General features: G+C 68.0%; 15 protein-coding genes. 6 read left to right on the top strand and 9 right to left on the bottom strand.

The window, feature by feature from the left end; genetic code table 11:
• Positions 1-61 precede the first annotated feature (61 nt).
• Complete coding sequence (locus HF886_RS08505) at positions 62-976, top strand: SDR family oxidoreductase (protein WP_169652071.1); 915 nt, start codon at positions 62-64, stop codon at positions 974-976.
• Positions 977-1,002: 26 nt separating this feature from the next.
• On the opposite strand, the gene HF886_RS08510 is transcribed toward HF886_RS08505, so the two are convergent.
• Positions 1,003-1,464, bottom strand: coding sequence for a 6,7-dimethyl-8-ribityllumazine synthase (locus HF886_RS08510; RefSeq protein WP_169622258.1), 462 nt, complete (start codon positions 1,462-1,464; stop codon positions 1,003-1,005).
• Between the two features lie 112 nt (positions 1,465-1,576).
• Here HF886_RS08510 and HF886_RS08515 point away from each other — a divergent pair, with 112 nt between their 5' ends.
• From HF886_RS08515 to HF886_RS08530, 4 genes are all read left to right on the top strand, one after another.
• A complete protein-coding gene (locus tag HF886_RS08515; RefSeq protein ID WP_346765341.1) occupies positions 1,577-2,659 on the top strand; it encodes a helix-turn-helix domain-containing protein in 1,083 nt (360 codons plus the stop codon).
• Positions 2,660-2,801: 142 nt separating this feature from the next.
• Positions 2,802-3,617, top strand: coding sequence for a trehalose-phosphatase (gene otsB, locus HF886_RS08520; RefSeq protein WP_169652072.1), 816 nt, complete (start codon positions 2,802-2,804; stop codon positions 3,615-3,617).
• A gap of 35 nt (positions 3,618-3,652) precedes the next feature.
• Positions 3,653-6,097 (top strand): glycoside hydrolase family 65 protein, encoded by a 2,445-nt coding sequence (locus HF886_RS08525; protein WP_169652073.1) that lies wholly within the window; start codon positions 3,653-3,655, stop codon positions 6,095-6,097.
• Between the two features lie 19 nt (positions 6,098-6,116).
• Entirely contained in the window at positions 6,117-6,923 is an 807-nt protein-coding gene (locus HF886_RS08530; RefSeq protein WP_169652074.1) for an HAD-IA family hydrolase, read from the top strand.
• 22 nt (positions 6,924-6,945) lie between these two features.
• Here HF886_RS08530 and HF886_RS08535 read toward each other — a convergent pair whose 3' ends face one another.
• From HF886_RS08535 to HF886_RS08555, 5 genes are all read right to left on the bottom strand, one after another.
• Entirely contained in the window at positions 6,946-9,369 is a 2,424-nt protein-coding gene (locus HF886_RS08535; RefSeq protein WP_169652075.1) for a phosphoketolase family protein, read from the bottom strand.
• Positions 9,370-9,479: 110 nt separating this feature from the next.
• A complete protein-coding gene (locus HF886_RS08540) occupies positions 9,480-10,454 on the bottom strand; it encodes a pirin family protein (RefSeq protein ID WP_169652076.1) in 975 nt (324 codons plus the stop codon).
• A gap of 84 nt (positions 10,455-10,538) precedes the next feature.
• A complete protein-coding gene (locus tag HF886_RS08545) occupies positions 10,539-11,729 on the bottom strand; it encodes a DUF6596 domain-containing protein (protein WP_169622252.1) in 1,191 nt (396 codons plus the stop codon).
• 22 nt (positions 11,730-11,751) lie between these two features.
• The gene (locus HF886_RS08550) at positions 11,752-12,159 is read right to left on the bottom strand and encodes a YciI family protein (protein WP_169622251.1); all 408 of its coding nucleotides are present in this window, start codon (positions 12,157-12,159) and stop codon (positions 11,752-11,754) included.
• Positions 12,160-12,203: 44 nt separating this feature from the next.
• The gene (locus HF886_RS08555) at positions 12,204-13,196 is read right to left on the bottom strand and encodes a DMT family transporter (RefSeq protein WP_169652077.1); all 993 of its coding nucleotides are present in this window, start codon (positions 13,194-13,196) and stop codon (positions 12,204-12,206) included.
• Here HF886_RS08555 and HF886_RS08560 point away from each other — a divergent pair.
• Complete coding sequence (locus tag HF886_RS08560) at positions 13,195-14,601, top strand: PLP-dependent aminotransferase family protein (protein WP_169652078.1); 1,407 nt, start codon at positions 13,195-13,197, stop codon at positions 14,599-14,601. The two genes, HF886_RS08555 and HF886_RS08560, sit on opposite strands and share 2 nt — an antisense overlap.
• A 45-nt stretch (positions 14,602-14,646) precedes the next feature.
• Here HF886_RS08560 and HF886_RS08565 read toward each other — a convergent pair whose 3' ends face one another.
• The 3 genes from HF886_RS08565 to HF886_RS08575 all read right to left on the bottom strand — a co-directional run bounded on the left by HF886_RS08565 (position 14,647) and on the right by HF886_RS08575 (position 20,241).
• Positions 14,647-15,711 carry a tyrosine-type recombinase/integrase gene (locus HF886_RS08565; RefSeq protein WP_169652203.1) on the bottom strand — a complete coding sequence of 355 codons (1,065 nt, stop codon included), beginning with the start codon at positions 15,709-15,711 and terminating at the stop codon, positions 14,647-14,649.
• Between the two features lie 92 nt (positions 15,712-15,803).
• Positions 15,804-18,293, bottom strand: a complete 2,490-nt coding sequence (gene pepN / locus HF886_RS08570; RefSeq protein ID WP_169652079.1) for an aminopeptidase N — start codon at positions 18,291-18,293, stop codon at positions 15,804-15,806.
• A gap of 73 nt (positions 18,294-18,366) precedes the next feature.
• Entirely contained in the window at positions 18,367-20,241 is a 1,875-nt protein-coding gene (locus HF886_RS08575; RefSeq protein ID WP_169652204.1) for an ABC transporter ATP-binding protein, read from the bottom strand.
• Between the last annotated feature and the right edge of the window lie 57 nt (positions 20,242-20,298).

Here is a 20,298-nt window from a genome sequence, read left to right on the forward strand (position 1 = left end):
CGATCCGCTTTCTAGCGTGAGCACACGGCAATACCCGCTCGAGAGTTAAGGACGGCAACACATGACCCGAGGTGCACAGGGCAAGCGCGTCGCGATCACCGGCGGCGCACGCGGTATCGGACGATCGACCGCGGAGGCCCTTCTCCGCGCCGGAGCACAGGTCGTCATCGGCGACATCGATACGGCCCTGGTGGAGGAAACGGCTGCCGCGCTGACCGCACGATTCGGTTCGACCGTCCTCGGGTTGCCACTCGACGTCACCGACCGCGGCTCGTTCGAGCAGTTTCTCGATCTCGCCGCAATCGAACTCGGCGGACTCGACGTCGTGGTCAACAACGCCGGCATCATGCCGACCGGACGGTTCCTCGACGAGTCCGACGCGGTGTCCGACCGCCAGATCGGCATCAACGTGCGGGGCGTGATCATCGGCTGCAAACTCGCGGCCGCGCGCTTCACCGAGCAGGGGCACGGTCACATCGTCAACCTCGGGTCCATCGTCGGCATCGAGGGCGCACCGGGGATCGCCGTGTACTCGGCCACCAAGCATGCGGTGATCGGTCTGGGCTCCGTGCTGCGGCAGGAACTCGCCGGTTCCGGCGTCACGGTCTCGACGATCGCGCCGGGATTCGTACGCACCGAACTGATCGCGGGCATCAAGCCCAACGCGTTGATCCAGCGCGTCGCGATGGTGGGTCCCGAGGATGTCGCCCAGGCGATCACCGCGGTGATCGGCTCGGGACGTCCGGGTCTGCGTTACGTGCCCCGGACCGCGGGCGGCATCCTCGCCGTCCTGCGTTTGATGCCGGAGGCGGCCCGGCACCGGATCTCCGGCGCGTTCGGACTGCAGTCCGTCGTTCTCGAATCGGACGAGAACGCCCGGGCCGCCTACCGGAATCGCACCGAGTCCACCCCCGCTGTCTCTCCCGTCGCCGGCAGTCCCGTCATCGAGAGTGAGACGCAGCGACCGGAGCGGTAAATGCCCGACGCGTTGCCGGCCGCGGATCAGTCCGCGGTCGGCAACGCGCGCAGCGACGTGACGGTGGCATCGAGTGCGCGAGCCGCTTCGGCGCCCTTCGTCACGAAGTGGCGGGTGTAGTACGAGACGTGCTCGTCGTGCTCGTGGAAGTGATGCGGAGTGAGCACGACGGAGAACACCGGTACATCGGTGTCGAGCTGCACGCGCATCAAGCCGTCGATGACGGCGGTGGCCACGAAGTCGTGGCGGTAGATCCCGCCGTCGACGACCAGTCCCGCGGCGACGATGCCGGCGTACCGGCCGGTGCGCGCCAGACGTGCGGCGTGCAGGGGGATCTCGAACGCCCCGGGGACCTCGAAGTAGTCGATGTTCTCGGCGGACCATCCGAGCGAGACGATCTCGTCGGTGAACCCGGCCTTGGCCTGGTCGACGATGTTGCGATGCCATGTGGCCTGGATGAATGCGATCCGGCCGGCGCTGTCAGTCATGCGAAAGACGCTAGCGCATGGATTGTTCGTCTTCGTCGAGGGCACCGGGTGGACCGCCGCATCGGAAATTCGAGAAAAAGCCTTTTCCGTCGTGCACAGAGTGACTACTGTGGTGGATGTGACACAACTGGACTCCCCGACCACCGTCGAGAATCCGGCCGGGCCGCGCCCCGAACGCCACATCGACATCTACCGGCGCGCCGCCGCGGGTCTCGAAGCCTGCCTGCCGCTCGGATGGAGTCTGAGCGCCGACCGGTCCCGCTCCCCCGAGGCGCCCCGCCGGCTCCTCGTCACCGCACCCGACGGCGAGTCGGTGTCCTTCGCGGTCATACCTTCGCGCGGAGTGCTCAGCGGTGACGTCGCGCGCATCACGGCCGAATTGACCGAATCCGACCGGGGATTCGTCTGTGCCCACTATTTGTCCGATCCGGTCCGTCGCCAGCTCGACCAGCACGGCATCTCCTATGCCGACGCCACCGGCAACCTCGCCCTCGTGGCGGCACGCCCGGCCATCTGGGTGCGTAACCGCGGCGCCGACGCCGATCCGTGGCGTGGCCCGGGCAGACCCTCCGGAGTCCTCACCGGTGAACCGTCCGATCGGGTGGTCCGCGCGCTGGCGGACCACGAGGGCGAGATCACCGTTCCCGAGCTGATCAAGCTGTCGGGAGCGTCGACCGGCGCCACCTACCGCGTCGTCGAGGTCCTGGTCGAACGCGAACTCATCCGCCGCATTCCCCGCGGTGCCATCACCGAAGTGCGGTGGGAGCCGATGCTGCGTGCGTGGGCCGACGACCGGAAGGTCTGCCCGATCCGCCGTTTCGCGGCGCCGGACGGCGTGGCAGCAATCCGCAACCGGCTCGCCGAGCACGTCGATATCCCCTACGCGCTCACCGGAGTAGGAGCGACCGACTACGCCGAACCGGCGCTCCTCGAGGTCTACGCCGACGATCCGGACGAGTTCGCGGCCGTCCTCGGCCTGCGCCCGGTGGACCGGGGAGGCGACGTCGTCGTCGCGATCCCCTGGTCGCCCGTCGTGTTCGATCGCATGGACCGTCGCGGAGGATTGCGGTACGTCGCACCGTCCCACGTCTACGCCGATCTGCTCGCCGGCCCGTTCCGCAATGCCGACGCGTCGGAGCACCTGGTCACGCAACTGACCGCCGACGACGCCCGGTGGCGGCGCCCGATCCGCTGACGGCGGATCGCGCCCCTTCCAATGCCTCCGGACGCAAGTCCGTGAGGTGTACGGTTCGGGGAGGGCGGCCCCCGGCGGACAGGTACCGCCCGGAGCCGTGAACCCGTTGACGACGACCCCGACTGCAGGAGGTACGGACGACATGGAAACGGTGTCGACCGTGGGAGATCTGCCCCCGGCCCTCGGCTCTGAAGCATTGCGGCAGCGTTTGGAGGGCCGCCGGCCGGCAGTGTTCCTGGATTACGACGGCGTACTCACACCCATCGTTTCCCGCCCCGAGGACGCGGTCTGGGCCGACAGCATGCGCCGGACCGTGCTCGATCTGGCGGACCGGTGCTCGGTGTGCATCGTCACCGGGCGCGACCGCCAGGTCGTGCAGCAACTGATGGGCGTCGACGACCTGATCGTCGCCGGAAGCCACGGGTTCGACATCTGGAGTCCCGAGCAGGGGCCGGTGGTGCACGAGGCGCTCACCGACTTCACGGACCTGATCGCGGAAACGACCGCCACCCTGCGTGAGAGGCTCCACGGTCTCGACGGTGTCACCATCGAAGCCAAACACGCGTCGGTCGCCGTGCACTACCGGCAGGCCGCACCGGATACCCGCGCCCGCGTCGACGAGATCATCCACGAATTGCGCGACCGGAACAGCGATCGTCTGACTCTGGTCCCGGGGAAGATGGTCTACGAGTTCACCCCGGCGATCGACTGGAACAAGGGCAAAGCCGTCCTGCACCTCATCGACGTTCTCGGGCTCGACTCCGACGACATCGTTCCGCTCTATCTCGGCGACGACATCACCGACGAAAGCGCGTTCCGGGCCCTGCGCGGCCGGGGTATCGGCATCCTCGTGGGCCGTCCCGACGACCCGGAGATGGCGGGCCGCACCACGGCCGCCGATTTCGTGCTCGACTCGGTGCAGGACGTCGAGAAGTTCCTGACCGGCCTGGCCCGCTGATCCGTCGCCCACCGCTACTCGCCCTGGAGGTAAGCGTGTCCGACCCGGAGTTCACTCTCGAATACACCACCTTCGATGCGGACGAAGAAGGACTCCGCGAGGCGATGACGTCCACCGGCAACGGATACTTCTGCACGCGGGGCACGGCGGAGTGGGAGGACATGGGCGAAGTCCACTATCCCGGCACGTACTCCCACGGCTGCTACAACCGTGAGACCACCATCATGGGGGGTCGCCCCGTCCTCAACGAGGATCTGGTCAACCTCCCCAACTGGCTGGTGCTGAAAATGCGCATCGAGGGCGAAGACGCGATCCGGCTGTCGAACGTCGAAATCCTGTCGTACCGGCACATCTACGACATCCGCACCGCCACCGTGATGCGCAAGATCCGGTTCCGGGACCGGAAGGGCCGTGAAACCACCCTGCACAGCCGGCGCTTCGTGAGTATGGCGCACCGGCACCAGAGCGGCCTGTCCTGGACCATCACCCCCGAGAACTGGTCCGGCCGCATCGAATTGGTGTCGGCGCTCGACGGACGCATGACCAACCGAGCGGTCGCGCGCTACCGCGAACTCGAGGGTCGCCACCTCGATCCGGTCTCCCCCCGAACCTTCAGCGCCGACACGATCGCCCTGAAGGTGCAGACACGGCAATCCGACATCTACATCGCGCAGGCTGCCCGCACGCAGGTCTTCTACGAAGGCGAGCAGGACTGCCTCGACGTCGAGCGCGACCTGTACCAGATGGAGGACTACATCCAGCAGGTGCTGGCGTTCGATGTCACCCAGGGCACGCCCGTGCGGGTCGAGAAGCTCGTGGCGATGTTCACCGCCCGCGACGACGCGATCACCGAGCCCCTCGCCGCGGCCGGACGCCACGTGGTGCGGTATCCGGGCTTCGACGAGGCCTACGCCGAGCACGAGGCCGCATGGGACGAACTGTGGGACATCTGCGATATCCGGGTGCCCCGTGAACCCCGCGTCCAGATGTTGCTGCGGTTGCACGTCGCGCACGTGCTGCAGGTCTGTTCGCGGCACACCGCGCGGCACGATGCCGGCGTGCCGGCGCGCGGGCTCAACGGCGAGGCGTATCGCGGGCATGTGTTCTGGGACGAGTTGTACGTCTATCCGTTCCTCGACCTGCGCATGCCCGACGTGACACGAGGCCTGATCGGCTACCGGTACCGCCGGTTGGGTGAGGCCCAGGCCGCGGCGCGGGACGCCGGGTACGACGGTGCGATGTTCCCCTGGCAGAGCGGTAGCGACGGCACCGAGGAAACCCAGACCGTTCACCTCAATCCCCTGTCGGGACAGTGGGATCCGGACCTGAGCCGCAACCAGCGCCATGTGAGCGCAGCGATTTTCTACAACGTGTGGCGGTACTACCAGGCGACCGACGACTTCGATTTCCTCGCCGATTTCGGCGCCGAGTTGATGCTCGAGATCGCACGGTTCTGGTCGTCCATCGCCCGGTACAACCCCGAACGGGACCGCTACGAAATCCACGGCGTGATGGGGCCCGACGAATTTCACGAGCGATACCCGGATGTCGAGGCAGCGGGACTGAACAACAACGCCTACACCAACGTCATGGTCGCGTGGATCGCCGGAAAAGCACTCGACGTGCTCGAACGCCTGTCCGCGAGTCGCCAGACCGCGCTGCGCGCCCGCTTGCGCGTGACCGACGAGGAGTTGGAGACGTGGTCGGAGATGACCACCAAGATGTACGTGCCGTTCCACGACGGGGTGATCAGTCAGTTCGAGGGATACGAAGACCTCGAGGAACTCGACTGGGACCACTACCGGCAGAAGTACGGCAACATCCAGCGGATGGACCGCATCCTGCGGGCGGAGGGCAAGGACCCGAACCGGTACAAGGTCTCCAAGCAGGCCGACGCGGTGATGCTGTTCTTCCTGTTCGACTTCAACGAGTTGCAACCGTTGTTCGCGCGACTCGGCTACGACGTCGACCGCGCACTCGCTGTGCGGACGGTCGAGTACTACGACCAGCGGACTTCACACGGGTCGACGCTGAGTTTCCTCACCTACGCCGGCGTGCTGGCGGCGTTCGATCCGGAGTCGTCGTGGGAGCGGTTCATGGTGGCGCTCGAGAGCGATGTGAGCGACCTGCAGGGCGGCACCACCAAAGAAGGCATCCACATGGGGGTGATGGCCGGAACGCTGGACCTGGTGCAGCGCTACTACGTCGGCGCCCGTATCTACGGCGGCGCGCTGATGTTCCGCCCTCGCCTGATGGACCGGCTCGACGGGGTGTCGTTCTCGATGCGGTATCGCGGCACTCCCCTGCGCGTGCGCATCGTGGGCGACAAGTTGACCGTCCTCGCCGAGGTCGAAGGTTTCCGGGTGCCGGTGCGGGTGGGCGTCGCCGACAACATCGTCGAACTCGGGGCGGGCGCGTCGCACGTGTTCCATATTCCGCCGGTGCCGGCGGCACCGGATCGCCACGAGCTACCGGCCTGACCGGACGACGGGAGCGACGATGAGCGAGCACGGACTGCGCGGCGCGATCTTCGATGTCGACGGGGTGCTCGTCGATTCACCCCACGAGCACGCGTGGCGGGAGAGCCTCCGCGACCTGATGCTCGGCGAATGGGCTCCGATCCGGGACCGCAGTTCGTGGTCGGAAGACGCGTTCACTCCCCTGGTGTACCAGGAGGTGATGTCGGGCCGGCCGCGCATGGAGGGCGCCGGTGCCGCGTTGCGGTACTTCGGGATCCCGGATGACGACGAACACCTCCGCACCTATGCGGATCGCAAGCAGGATCTGTTGATCCGCTTGATCGACGACGGCAGGTTCCGGGCGTACCCGGATGCCTTGCGGTTCGTGCTCGCGATGCGGGCCGCTGGGGTCCCACTCGCCGCGGCGTCGTCGTCGAAAAACGCGTTCCGGTTCCTGCGGGCCGTCCGGATGGACGTGTTCGCGCGGGATGAGGGTCTCGATACCGCCTCGATCGACGAGGGCGCCACGCTGAGCGACATGTTCGACGCAGACCTGTCCGGTCGCGATTTCGCCCGCGGGAAGCCGGATCCCGAAATATTTGTCACTGCGGCCGCCGAACTCGGTGTCCCGGCGGAAGCATGTGTGGTCGTCGAAGACGCGGTGAGCGGAATCGAAGCCGCCGAAGCCGGACACATGCTCTCGATCGGGGTCGCGCGCGCGGACGACGAGGTCGGCCTCGCCGAGGCCGGTGCCGACCTCGTGGTCACCTCGCTCGACCAGGTCGACATCGCCCGTCTCGTCCGCGGTGAGCCCGTCTTGCGGCGGCCGGAAACAGATCTCGCCTGAACGGGGCCCGCGGGACCGCGGCTCACGACGAGAATCGTGCGGCGTCCGTCCCGCGCCATGTCCACTGGGTGACCTCCGGCATGTCTTCACCGTGGGTGCGGATGTAGCGGTGATGCTCGGCCAGCGTGTTCAGCAGGTGTTCGCGGGCGTGACCGGCGATGGGACGGATGCGGTCCACCCGGTCGATGACGTCCTTCGCGAGATGGAATCGGTCGATCCGGTTGAGGACGCACATATCGAACGGTGTCGTGGTGGTGCCTTCCTCGATATAACCGCGCACGTGGATGTTGTCGTGGTTGGCGCGGCGGTAGGTGAGGCGGTGAACCAGCCACGGGTATCCGTGGTAGGCGAAGATGACCGGCTTGTCGGTGGTGAACAGGGCATCGAAGTCGGCGGCGGGCAGACCGTGGGGATGTTCCCGGTCGTCTTGCAATCTCATGAGATCGACGACGTTGACGACGCGGATCTTCAGGTCCGGGAAGTATCCGAGAAGAATGTCGACCGCCGCGAGCGTTTCCTTCGTGGGTACGTCTCCGGCGCATCCGAGAACCACATCCGGTTCCGCGCCGGCGTCGGTCGAAGCCCACTCCCAGATGCCGATTCCCTTGGTGCAGTGGGTGACGGCCGCATCCATGTCGAGGTACTGCAATTCCGGTTGCTTGCCCGCGACGATCACGTTGACGTACTGGCGGCTGCGGAGGCAATGATCGGCGACGGACAGCAGGGTGTTGGCGTCCGGCGGCAGATAGACCCTGATGACTTCGGCTTTCTTGTTGACGACGTGGTCGATGAAGCCGGGGTCCTGATGGGAGAAGCCGTTGTGGTCCTGCCGCCACACATGTGAGGTCAGCAGGTAATTGAGCGACGGGATCGGTTTGCGCCACTCGATGCGGTTGGTGGTGCGCAGCCACTTCGCGTGCTGGTTGAACATCGAATCCACGACGTGGACGAATGCCTCGTAGCAGGAGAAGAGCCCGTGCCGTCCCGTGAGCAGGTAGCCCTCGAGCCAGCCCTGGCACATGTGTTCGGAGAGCACTTCCATTACGCGTCCGTCGGGCGCGAGGTGGTCGTCTCCCGGCACCGTCCGGGCATTCCAGGTCCGGTCGGTGGCCTCGAGAACGGCGTTGAGCCGGTTCGAATTGTTCTCGTCCGGCGCGAACATCCGGAAGGTGCTCGGATTGCGCACCATCACGTCGCGGAGGAAGTCGCCGAGCACCCGGGTCGCTTCGGCGGTCTCGTTTCCGGGTGTGCCGATGCGGACGGCGTAGTCGCGGAAATCGGGGCACGCGAGATCCCGCAGGATCGCGCCGCCGTTGGTGTGGGGGTTGGCGCTCATCCGCCGTGCGCCCGAAGGATGCAGGTCACGGATCTGCGGGACGGGAGCCCCGTTGTCGTCGAACAGTTCTCCCGGTCGATAGCTCCGCATCCACTCTTCGAGGATCATGCGGTGCCCGGCGTCGTTGCGGGCGTTGCCGAACGGCACCTGGTGCGCGCGCCAGCTGCCTTCGATCGGAGTGCCGTCGACCTCGGCGGGACCCGTCCACCCCTTGGGCGACTGCAGCACGATCATCGGCCATGCCGGACGCTCCGTATCGCCGGTCCGGCGCGCGCGCTCCTGGATCTCGTCGATACGGTTCAGTGCCCGGTCGAGTGCCGACGCGAAGGCCCGGTGCATCTCGGCCGGGTCGGAGCCGGCCACCACGATCGGGTCGTGGCCGTAGCCGCGCAGCAGAGAGTCGAGTTCCCCGGGGTCGATGCGCGCAAGCACCGTGGGGTTGGCGATCTTGTAACCGTTGAGATGCAGGATCGGGAGGACGGCGCCGTCCCGGCGCGGGTCGACGAACTTGGTCGAGTGCCAACTCGCGGCGAGCGGACCTGTTTCGGCCTCGCCGTCGCCGATCACCGCAGCGACGACCAGATCGGGATTGTCGAACGCAGCCCCGTAAGCGTGGGCGAGCGAGTACCCCAGTTCGCCGCCCTCGTGAATGGAACCCGGCGTTTCGGGGGCGACGTGGCTCGGAATGCCTCCGGGGAAGGAGAACTGCGTGAACAGGCGAGCCATCCCGGCCTCGTCCTGTGAGACCTCCGGATAACGCTCGCTGTAGGTGCCTTCGAGCCACCCCGCCGCGACCGGGCCCGGGCCACCGTGGCCGGGGCCCATCACGTAGATCATGTCGAGATCGCGGGCGGTGATGACCCGATTGAGGTGCGCATAGATGAAGTTGAGTCCGGGGGTGGTCCCCCAGTGCCCCAGCAGACGGGGTTTGATGTGGTCGGGCCGGAGTGGTTCCCGCAGAAGCGGATTGTCCATGAGGTAGATCTGACCTACCGACAGATAATTCGCTGCGCGCCACCATGCGTCGAGGTCGTGGAACTCGGAGTCGACCGGAACTGCCGCCTCGCTGCCCGTCGCTGTTCGTGGTGACTCCGCTGTACGTGACTCCATTGCTCTCCTCGGTCGCCCGGCGGCAGATCGGTCCGTGCCCGGACCGGGTACCCGCCGGGTGCGCGCCTCACGCATGGGTGCGACGCGCCCCCGCGACGGCGTGCACCGAGTTACTGCGCCGGCCCTGGGAGTCCGCCGGTCGCGGGGACGGAGCCGAAGCGTCCCGCCTGGAAATCCTCGAACGCGGCGATCACCTCCGCCTTCGTATTCATCACGAAGGGCCCCGCCATCGCCACAGGTTCACGAATCGGCTTGCCGCCCAGAACGAACACCTCGAGCGTGTCGGTACGCGAGTCCTGCTCGTCGGCCGCGTCGATCGTCAGGGTGTCGCCGCGCCCGAAGACCACCGTCTGCCCGGAGTGGATCGGACGGCGGTCGGCACCGGCGGAGCCGTCTCCCGCCAGCACGTACGCCAGGGCATTGAACTCCGCATTCCACGGCACCGTCACGCGCGCACCGCGCGCCAGGCTCACGTGCAGCAGGGTGATCGGGGTGTGGGTGGAGCCCGGTCCGCGGTGCCCGTCGAGGTCGCCGGCGATCACCCGGATGAGCGCTCCACCGTCCGGTGAGGACAGCAAGGTGACGCGGTCACGGGAGATGTCCTGGTAGCGAGGCGCAACCAGTTTGTCTTCACGGGGCAGATTCACCCACAGCTGCACGCCGTGGAACAGGCCGCCGCTGGTCACCAGGCGCTCCGGTGGCGTTTCGATGTGCAGGATGCCGCCACCGGCCGTCATCCATTGGGTGTCACCGTTCGCGATGGTGCCTCCTCCCCCGTGCGAGTCCTGGTGCTCCATGGTTCCGTCGATCATGTAGGTCACGGTTTCGAAGCCGCGGTGCGGATGCCACGGGGTACCTTTCGGTTCGCCGGGTGCGTAGTGCACCTCCCCCATCTGGTCCATGTGGATGAAGGGGTCGAGGTGCCGCATCTCGATGCCGGCGAAGGCGCGGTGGACGGGAAACCCGTCGCCCTCGAAGCCGCGAGGAGCGGTCGTCACCGACAGCACCGGTCGAGGCTGCGCAGTGGGCACCGGATCGGTGATGCGCGGAAGGGCAAGGATGTTGTCTACGGTCACGGCGGGCATGTGGATCCTCCCTCGATGCGGAAATAATTGATTTCTCAACTATCTTGCCCACCTCAACACCGCGGTGTCGATTTTGTTCCCCGGTCAGCGCGACAGGCCGGTGTTGAGCCGCGCGGCCTGCCGCACGAGGTGCTCGCGCTCGGCCAGGTTGGGCGCGGCGCGGGCGGCCTCGGCATACATCCGGGCCGCCGTTGCCGGGTCGCCGTCACGTTCGTGGAGATACGCGGCGACCGCCCGGTACCGGGGCAGCGAGTCGTCCAGTTCGGCGAGCGCCGCCAGCCCGGCACGCGGTCCGTCCGCCTCCCCGACCGCCACCGCCCGGTTGAGCCGGACGACAGGATTGCCGGTCAACCGCGTGAGTTCGTCGTACCACTCGACGATCTGCACCCAGTCGGTTTCCTCGGCGGTGGGAGTGTCGGCATGGAGAGCCGCGATCGCCGCCTGGGCCTGATACTCGCCGAGCCGGTCGCGGGCGAGTGCCGCCTGCAGGATGTCGATCCCCTCGGCTATCAACGTGGTGTCCCACCGGGTGCGGTCCTGCTCCGCAAGCGGGATCAGGCTGCCCTCCGCCGAGAGCCGGGCAGTGCGCCGCGCGTGATGCAGCAGCATCAAGGCGAGCAAACCCTGCACTTCGGGATGATCGATCACCGCTGCCAGTTGCCGCCCGAGCCGGATCGCTTCGCCGGCGAGATCGACGTCCCCCGAGTATCCCTCGTTGAACACCAGGTAGAGCACCCGAAGCACGGTGGCGACATCGCCGGGCCGGTCGAAACGCACGCCGGAGACCGTGCGTTTCGCCCTGCTGATGCGCTGTGCCATCGTCGCCTCGGGCACCAGATACGCCTGCGCGATCTGCCGCGTGGTCAGACCGCCCACCGCGCGCAAGGTCAGTGCGACCGCCGACGACGGAGTCAGCACCGGGTGAGCGCACAGGAAGTAGAGCGCGAGGGTGTCGTCCACCCCAGCCGGTGGCGCAGCGCTGCGCGCGTCCGATGCTCCACCACCGGAACCGCGTTCGGCCCTCTCGAGGTCATGGGCGACGAGCGCTTCACGCCGCCGACGTGCCACGTCTGCACGGGTCGCGTCGAGGAACCGCCGCCAGGCGACTGCGACGAGCCACCCCTTGGGGTCGTCGGGCGGATCGTCCGGCCACACCCTGAGGGCTTCGATCAGTGCGTCCTGGACGGCATCCTCGGCCGCCGCGAATTCTGCTCCGCGGCGGACGAGGATGCCGAGCACCACCGGAGTGAGGTGACGGAGTTCGGTGTCGTTCACTTCGTTTTCGTCTACTGCGGGGTCACTCGGTGACGGTGGGTGGCGCCGTCAGGAACGGACGTACTTCGAGCCATTCGTGAATCGGCTTTCCTCCGGCGCCGGGGGCGGCGGAAAGGTCCCCGGCCAGAGCGAGAGCCCGCTCGTAGCTGTCCACATCGATCACCATCCAGCCGGCGATGAGGTCCTTGGTCTCGGCGAACGGTCCGTCCGTGACGGGTGGGCGGCCCTCCCCGTCGTACCGGACAAAGGTGCCCTCCGGGGCGAGCGCCTGTCCGTCGACGAACTCGCCGGTCTGTTCGAGTCGTGCGGCGAAGTCGTTCATATACCGGATGTGGTCGGACACTTCGTCCGGTGTCCACTGATCCATCGGTACGTCGTTGACCGCCGCCGGAGCGCCGCGGTAGTGCTTGAGCAAGAGGTACTTGGCCATCGTCTTCTCCTCGCGTCCGGTGTGACCCATTGTGGTCGCACTCACTACGGAGACGGAGCAGGTGACGGATTCTCGACATCGCGGCGCGAACTTTCTTCGGGACGGGACCGCGACGTGGTCGTGGCGCGTGTGCGTACGGCGGTCGCGGCACACAGGATCACGACGAGTCCTCCGCCGACGACCGGCCAGGTGAGGTGTTCGTGCAGGATCAGCGCGGCCCAGCAGATGGTCATGACGGGCTGGGTGAGCTGGATCTGGCTGACCTGCGCCATGGGGCCGATCGCCAGTCCCCGGTACCACGCGAAGAAACCCAGGAACATGCTCACGATTCCCAGATACGCGAAAGCGCCCCATTCGGGGAGCGTGCCGGTGGGCATCCGATCCGCCATCGACAGCCCGGTGAGCGCAACGGTGAACGGTGTACTCAGCACGAGCGCCCAGGAAATGGTCTGCCACGCACCGAGTTCGCGGGAGAGCAATCCGCCTTCGGCGTAGCCGACGGCAGCCGCGATCACGGCGCCGAAGAGCAGTACGTCGGCTCCCTCGAGACCGGCGAATCCGCCGGTCTGCAGGCTCGCGAACACGAGCGCGGCACCCGTCCCGATACCCGCGGTGACCCAGAACGCGGCGGGCGGCCGCTCCCGTCCGCGCAGAACTGCTGCCACGGCGGTCGCGGCGGGCAGGATCGCCACCACCACGGCGCCGTGGCTCGCCGGCACGGTCGTCAGGGCGTACGACGTCAGGAAGGGGAAGCCGATGACCACCCCGCCCGCGACGGCGGTCAGCCGTATCCATTGGGAGCCGCGGGGGCGCACCTGACGGGTGAGCAGCAAGGCGATCGCGGCCAGCAGTCCGGCGACCACCGCACGGCCGGCGCCGACGAACAGCGGTGTCATCGCACCCTTCTCGACCACGAAGCGGGTCATCGGGAGCGTGAAGGAGAATGCGACCACTCCGAGCAGCCCCCACCGGAGTCCGTGCTCGGGTGACGATAACGCAAACCTGCCGGAAACGATAGCGCTACTCTTGTGTCTCATGAATGATAGTAGCAGTGCGCGGATCGTCGCCGGGCTCGAGCGCTGGATCGCCTCGGCGTCGCCCGGCGCGCAATTGCCGTCGACGCGGGCACTCGTCGAGCAGTACGGGGTGAGCCCGGTGACCGTGCAGAAAGCCCTCCGCGCGCTGCAGGCCACGGGCGCGGTGGAGAGCCGTCCGGGTGTCGGCACCTTCGTGCGCGCCGCCCGGATCGCGCATTCCACCGACTTCGGCTGGCAGACCGCGGCCTTGGGCACGCCCCAGCACCGCATTCCCCGCTTCTCCTCGGCCCTGCGCAGTGTCCCGAACGATGTGATCGCCCTGCACTCGGGCTACCCGGATCGAGAACTGCTCCCGGAGCGACTCGTTCGGGGTGCGTTCGGGCGTGCCGCACGCAGCGACGCCGCCATCGCCCGCCCACCCGCAGCGGGGATTCCGGAGCTTCAGGCGTGGTTTGCCGGCGAGCTCGGCGCGGCGACTCCGCTCGGGGTGGCTGCCCCGTCCGCGAGCGACGTCATCATCACTCCGGGAAGTCAGGGCGGCCTCGGCGCCGCGTTCCATGCCCTCGTCGGAACCGGGAACCCGCTGCTGGTGGAGTCCCCCACGTATTGGGGCGCGATGCTCGCGGCGGCCCGCGCCGGGGTCCGCCTCGTACCCGTCGCCGGTGGCCCCGCCGGTCCCGATCCCGACGAACTCGCCCGGGCGTTCGAGCGGACCGGCGCCCGGGCGTTCTATGCCCAGCCCAATTTCGCGAACCCGAGCGGCGCGCAATGGCCGCCGGCGCTGACCGAGCGCGTCCTCGACCTGGTCCGGGACGCGGGCGCCTTCCTCATCGAAGACGATTGGGCGCACGACTTCGGGATCACCACCGACGCGCACCCGGTCGCCGCCCTCGACGACAGCGGGCATGTCGTCTACCTCCGGTCCCTGACCAAGAGTGTGTCGCCGTCCGTGCGTGTCGCTGCCGTCGTCGCCCGCGGACCGGCCCGCGACCGCATCCTCGCCGAGGTGCAGGCTCAGTCGATGTACGTCAGCGGGATGCTTCAGGCGGTGGCCTGGGATGTCGTCTCACAACCGGCCTGGCGTACCCATCTTCGCGGGGTCCGGCACCAACTCGCGTCGCGCAGGGACCTTCTCGTCACGGCGGTGCGGGAGCACGCACCGTCCGCGCACATCGAGGCGGTGCCGCCCGGTGGCCTCCACCTGTGGGCGCGGCTTCCCGACGGTACCGACCTGCCCGCGCTCGTCCGCGACTGCGAAGCCAGGGGTGTCGTCGTGGCGCCGGGCGACGAGTGGTTTCCTGCCGAGCCCACCGCTCCGCACCTGCGGCTCAACTATTCCGGAGCGAACCCCGGATCGTTCCCCGACGCCGCCCGGGTCCTCGGCGACGTGCTGGCGGGTCGCTAGTCCCCCGGAGTGTGCGGCGGCTCGGTTGCGCAGAGAGCGGATCCGTCAGAGTCCGAGGTGCGTGACCGCGTTGCCCACCAGTCCGGCGTGGTGCCGGCTGTAGAGCGCGACCATGCGTTCGTCGGCGTGACCGGTCTGCGTCATGATCGTCTGCGTGGTCGCCCCGTTGCGGACCGCCTGGGTGACGAACCCGGCGCGGAGACTGTGCCCGCCGAGGGTCGCGACCAGATCGGGGCTGAACCCCGCCCGGAGCGCGCGGCGCTGGATCATCGAGTGCACCGACTGCCCGGTCAGCGCTCCCCCACCGAGCGACCCGGAGCGGTGGACGGGCCGGAACAACGGCCGGTCCGCATCCGTCGTGTCGACGGAAAAGCCGCGGCAGCAATGGTTGTCGACAGGAGCGGCGTCCGCGGCGAGGAGTTCGGCGACCGCGGCGCGGCCCCCGTCGTCCCACGCGTCGAGAACCTCCCGCCAGCGCCGGTACGCGCACACCGGGCAGGTGTGCGGATCGGACCCGTACGGCACGGTCACCGTGCGGCCCCGGGCTTCGCGGTCCGTCTTGGAGCGGCGCACCGTCACGTACAGCCCGTCGGCACGGTGCGGCACCACGTCCGAGACGGCGAGTGCGGACAGTTCGCTGCGGCGCAGCGCACCGGCGAGTCCGATGAGCAGCAGCGCCGAATCGCGCCGCTCGGCGGCACGGTCCGGCCATCCGCCCTCGCGCGCGGTGGTCCGCATGTCGGCGAGGATGCTGCGGATGTCGTCGGTGAGCAGCGGTGTCCGCCGGGCAGGCGGGGTGGCGCGCTCACGGCGAATGCCGCGCAACAGATCCCGCACGCTTTCGTGTTGCCCGGGTCGCGGGTGACCGGCGAGGGCGTGGAGTTTGTTGATCGTCGACACCCAGCGGGACAGGGTCGACGGTGCGTACGCCCAGCGGCCGTCGGGCCGGAGTTCGGCGGCTTTCTCGGTGAGAAACCAGCCCACTTGTTCGGGCGTGGCGGGCAGAGGTGCGTGCCCGGTGCTCTCACACCAGCGCGTGAAGATCGCCCAATCGCTCAGGTGCGCCGCGCGGGTGTTTCCGGACGCCGCCTTGTCCCGCAGGCGACGCATCGCGTCCGCGACTGTGTCCGGCACGGCCGGAGCCGACGACGCAGAAAGGTCGCCCGAGACGACGTCCGGGACTGACCGCGGATCGAGTCCGGTCACGGGGTGTTGAGTTTCTGGACGCGCAGGTCCCGGGCCAGGTGGTCGCGCTGCTCGACGACCAGACGCCGCAACGCCGCCGGCGCATCGGAATTGGCGGCCAGCCAGGCGTCCACCGGGTCGAGGGTATCGGCGGGCGGGAAGAGCCCGACGACGATCCGGCGGGCGATTTCTATGCTCCGGTCGGCCCAGGTGTCGCGGAGCACCGCGAAGTAGTCGGCGTCGTACGGGGCCGTGAGGTCGCGCCGCGCACCCGCCCGGAAACCCCCGATGACGGCGTCGAGGTGATCGTTGGTGAGAGTGCGGTCCGCGAGGACCGACGCCCAGGCGTGGGCCTTCACGTCGGCGCGGGGTCGCGCGGCCTGGGCCTGCAGGTAGGCGGTGCGTCCGGTTGCGGTGTCGTCGAGGCGCAACTCCTCGGCGAGGTCGCTTTCGTCGGCGTTCCCGGTCGCGCTCAGCGCCGTCCACAGTGCCCAGCGCAGATCGGGGTCGAGCGCCAGCCCGGTCGGCGCCCCGCTGCCTTCGAGGATGCCGCGGATATCGGCGGCGCGATGGTCCGCGGTCTCGGCCGCCGCGGCCAGCGCCCGCGCGAAGGACAGCTGCGCCCCGCTCCCCGGTTCCGCAGCGAAAAGGCCCGCCCACACGGCCTCGAGCCAGTCGGCGCGCGCCGACGGCCGCTCGGCGGCCGGAAGGTAGTGCTCGATGGCGGCCGGTGCGTTCGCCAGGACCGATGCGAGCAGTGCCAGGTTCTCCTCGCTCGGCGAGAAGCGTTGTGCCATCGACACGTACCGCGCCGCGGCGAGTTCTCCGTCGCGGGTGGCGTTCCACAGTGCCGACCACACCAGCCCGCGTGCGAGCGGGTCCCGGACCCGGTCGAGGGACTCGTCGACGGTGGCGAGCGAGTGCTCGTCGAGCCGGATCTTCGCGTAGGTGAGGTCGTCGTCGTTGAGCAGTGTCAGCGGTGCGTCGGGCAGATCGAGGCGGGTGCGGCTCTCGGCGACATCGAGTTCCCGGCGTTCGGTACGGACGAGGTCGCCGGCATCGTCGAAGTCGTAGATGCCGACCGCGAGACGGTGCGGGCGGGGTGTGGACTGCACGATCTCGCAGCGGTCGCCGGCCCGTTCCAGGCTCAGTGCGGTCACGCCGGTGGTCTGCAGCCAGTGCCGGGCCCATTCGGCCAGGTCGCGTCCGGACGCCGCGGACAGTTCGGACAGCAGGTCGCCGAGGGTGGTGTTGCCGAAGGCGTGTGCGTGGAAGTAGCGGCGGATGCCGTCGAAGAACGCGTCGCGGCCGACATACGCGACCAGCTGTTTCAGGACGCTGGCGCCCTTCGCGTAGGTGATGCCGTCGAAGTTGAGTTTGGCGGCTTCGAGATCGACGATGTCGGCGACGATCGGGTGGGTGGTGGGCAGTTGGTCCTGCAGGTACGCCCACGCTTTGCGCCGGTTCGCGAACGAGACCCAGGCGTCACGGAACTCGGTCGCCTCGGCGCTGACCAGCGCTCCCATGTAGTCGGCGAAGGACTCCTTGAGCCACAGATCGTCCCACCATTTCATCGTGACGAGATCGCCGAACCACATGTGCGCCATCTCGTGCAGGATCGTGTTGGCCCGACCTTGACGTTGCGCGTCGGTGGCCACCCCCCGGAACACATAGGCCTCGGTGAAGGTGACACATCCCGGGTTCTCCATCGCGCCGAGGTTGTACTCGGGGACGAACACCTGGTCGTACTTGGTGAAGGGATACGGGAACTCGAAGTGATCGGCGTAGTAGTCCATCCCCTGCGCGGTGATCTCGAGTATCTCGTCGGCGTCGAGATACTCGGCGAGGGAGGCGCGGCACAACACACCGAGCGGCACCTCGAGGTCGTCCCTGGTCCAGATCGCGTCGACGCGATGGTAGGGACCGGCGACGATCGCGGTGATGTACGTCGAGATCGGCAGGGTGGGCGCGAAGGTGACCGTCTGTGCGCCCTCGGTGGACCGCTGTCGCTCGGCGACCTGGTTGGAGAGCACCTGCCAGTGTTCGGGGGCGGCCACCACAAACGTGAACGGTGCCTTGAGATCCGGTTGTTCGAAGCACGCGAACACCCGGCGGGCGTCGGCCGGTTCGTACTGGGTGTAGAGGTAGGTTTCCCCGTCGACGGGGTCGACGAACCGGTGCAGGCCCTCCCCCGAGCGGCTGTATCGTCCGGTCGCCGCGACACTCACCACGTTGATTTCGCGCAGACCGCCGATGGTGATGCGCGCTCCGTCGTACACCACGGGGACGGATTCGCCGTTGACGGTGACGGACTCGACCGAGTCGCCGAGGAAATCGATCCAGGTCTCGTCGGTCGAGGACGTGAACTCGATCGTCGTCACCACCGGGAAGTTCGTGCGTTGCGGGTCCACCGCGCCGCGCAGGTCGAGTTCGACTTCGTACGAGTGCACGTCGACGGCACGGGCGCGTGCAGCGGTTTCGGATCGGGTCAGGTTCGCGGAACTCACGGGCTCGATCCTGCCACTGTGACGCCGAATTCGTGGCGTCGGGCCGCGCGTCGGCGTTGTCGGGGTGCGGTCGTCACGCATGCTCGACGGTCGACGCCGGCCCGGCGCCCACCGCCGAGTCCGCCGGGCCGGTGAACTGGCTGAGGTACAGCTCGTAGTACGCGCCGCGGGCGGCGAGCAACTCCTCGTGGTTGCCCTGCTCGACGATGCGCCCGTCCTCCATGACCACGATGACGTCGGCGTCGCGGATCGTCGACAACCGGTGCGCGATCACGAAACTCGTGCGATCCGTGCGCAGGGTCGCCATCGCCTGCTGGATCAGCAGTTCGGTGCGGGTGTCCACGGAACTCGTCGCCTCGTCGAGGATGAGGACGACCGGCTTCGCGAGGAATGCGCGCGCGATGGTGATCAGCTGCCGTTCACCGGCGCTGACCCCGCCGCCTTCCTCGTCCAGCAGCGTGTCGTACCCGGCGGGCAGGGAACGCACGAAATGGTCGACGTGGCTCAGCTCGGCTGCTTCGCGCACTTGCTCCGGGGACGCGGACGGGTCGCCGTATGCGATGTTGTCGTAGATGGTGCCACCGAAGAGCCAGGAGTCCTGCAGGACCATCCCGGTGCGTTCTCGCAGGTCGTCACGGGTCATGGCGGTCGAATCCACACCGTCGACGCGGATCGTTCCCGAGTCGACGTCGTAGAACCGCATGATGAGGTTGACCAGGGTCGTCTTGCCCGCACCGGTGGGGCCGACGATGGCCACCATGTGGCCGGGCTCGGCCACCAGCGACAAGTTCTCGATGAGCGGCTTGTCCGGCACATACCGGAACGACACGTCGTCGAATTCGATGCGCCCGTTGTCGGTCGACGGGCTCTGCGGCCGGGCGGGATCGGGGGTCTGCTCGTCGGCGTCGAGGATGTCGAAGATGCGTTCGGCGGAGGCGACTCCGCTCTGGAGGAGGTTGAACATCGCACCGATCTGGGTGAGCGGCTGAGTGAACTGGCGTGAGTACTGGATGAAGGCCTGCACCGACCCCAAGCTCAGTGACCCCGAGGCGACCTGTAGTCCGCCGACGACGGCGACCGCGACGAAATTGAGGTTGCCCATGAACATGATGGCCGGTTGCACCAGGCCCGAGATGAACTGGGCCCGCCAGCTCGAGTTGTAGAGCTTGTCGTTGCGGGTGTCGAACTCCTGCTCGACCTCGGCCTGCAGTCCGAACACCTGCACGATGTCGTGACCGGTGAAGGCTTCCTCCACCTGGGCGTTGAGTTTTCCCGTAGAGGACCACTGCGCGGAAAAATGCGGTTTGGACCTGCGGGCGATCAGGGCCGTTGCTCCGAGCGCCAACGGGACGGTCACGAGCGCGATGAGTGCGAGCAGCGGCGAGATCCAGAACATCATGAACAGGATCGCGACGACGGTGAGGACCGAGTTGAGTGCCTGCGAGATGGTCTGTTGCAGGCTCTGGGACAGATTGTCGAGGTCGTTGGTGACGCGACTGAGCAGATCGCCGCGCGGCATGGTGTCGTAATAGCGCAACGGCAACCGGTGCAGCTTCGCTTCCACATCCGAGCGCAACCGCCGGATCGTGCCGACGACGACGATGTTGAGCAGATAGGCGCCGATCCACGACAGCAGCGCGGTGCCTAGATACAGCCCGAGCACGATCATCAGCACTCGACCGACGGCCGAAAAGTCGACGCCCACACCGGGGGTGAGGTCCATCGACGCCACCATGTCCGCGAAGGTGTCCTGCCCCTGCGCGCGAAGCCCGTCGACGGCCTCGTCCTTCGTGGCACCGGCCGGAAGCATCCGCCCGACCACGCCGTTGAAGATCAAGTCGGTGGCGTGCCCGAGAACCCGGGGCGCGATCGCGGACAGGATCACCGATCCGACGGTGGCCAGCAGCACCGTGACCACGAAACCGCGGTAGGACACCAGCCGGTGCATCAACCGTTTCACCGACGGTCCGAACGACCGGGGCTTCTGGATCGGTGCGGTGGCCGC

The organism is Rhodococcus sp. 105337, from assembly GCF_012844225.1.
Classification (GTDB): Bacteria; Actinomycetota; Actinomycetes; order Mycobacteriales; family Mycobacteriaceae; genus Rhodococcus.

Bases quoted from the DNA above. Each gene is read 5' to 3' on its own strand.
- HF886_RS08540 (WP_169652076.1), bottom strand. From the start codon at position 10,454: ATGCCCGCCGTGACCGTAGACAACATCCTTGCCCTTCCGCGCATCACC.
- HF886_RS08505 (WP_169652071.1), top strand. From the start codon at position 62: ATGACCCGAGGTGCACAGGGCAAGCGCGTCGCGATCACCGGCGGCGCA.
- HF886_RS08560 (WP_169652078.1), top strand. From the start codon at position 13,195: ATGAATGATAGTAGCAGTGCGCGGATCGTCGCCGGGCTCGAGCGCTGG.
- otsB (WP_169652072.1), top strand. From the start codon at position 2,802: ATGGAAACGGTGTCGACCGTGGGAGATCTGCCCCCGGCCCTCGGCTCT.
- HF886_RS08555 (WP_169652077.1), bottom strand. From the start codon at position 13,196: ATGAGACACAAGAGTAGCGCTATCGTTTCCGGCAGGTTTGCGTTATCG.
- HF886_RS08530 (WP_169652074.1), top strand. From the start codon at position 6,117: ATGAGCGAGCACGGACTGCGCGGCGCGATCTTCGATGTCGACGGGGTG.
- HF886_RS08550 (WP_169622251.1), bottom strand. From the start codon at position 12,159: ATGGCCAAGTACCTCTTGCTCAAGCACTACCGCGGCGCTCCGGCGGCG.
- HF886_RS08565 (WP_169652203.1), bottom strand. From the start codon at position 15,711: ATGCGTCGCCTGCGGGACAAGGCGGCGTCCGGAAACACCCGCGCGGCG.
- HF886_RS08535 (WP_169652075.1), bottom strand. From the start codon at position 9,369: ATGGAGTCACGTACAGCGGAGTCACCACGAACAGCGACGGGCAGCGAG.
- HF886_RS08575 (WP_169652204.1), bottom strand. From the start codon at position 20,241: ATGCACCGGCTGGTGTCCTACCGCGGTTTCGTGGTCACGGTGCTGCTG.
- HF886_RS08510 (WP_169622258.1), bottom strand. From the start codon at position 1,464: ATGACTGACAGCGCCGGCCGGATCGCATTCATCCAGGCCACATGGCAT.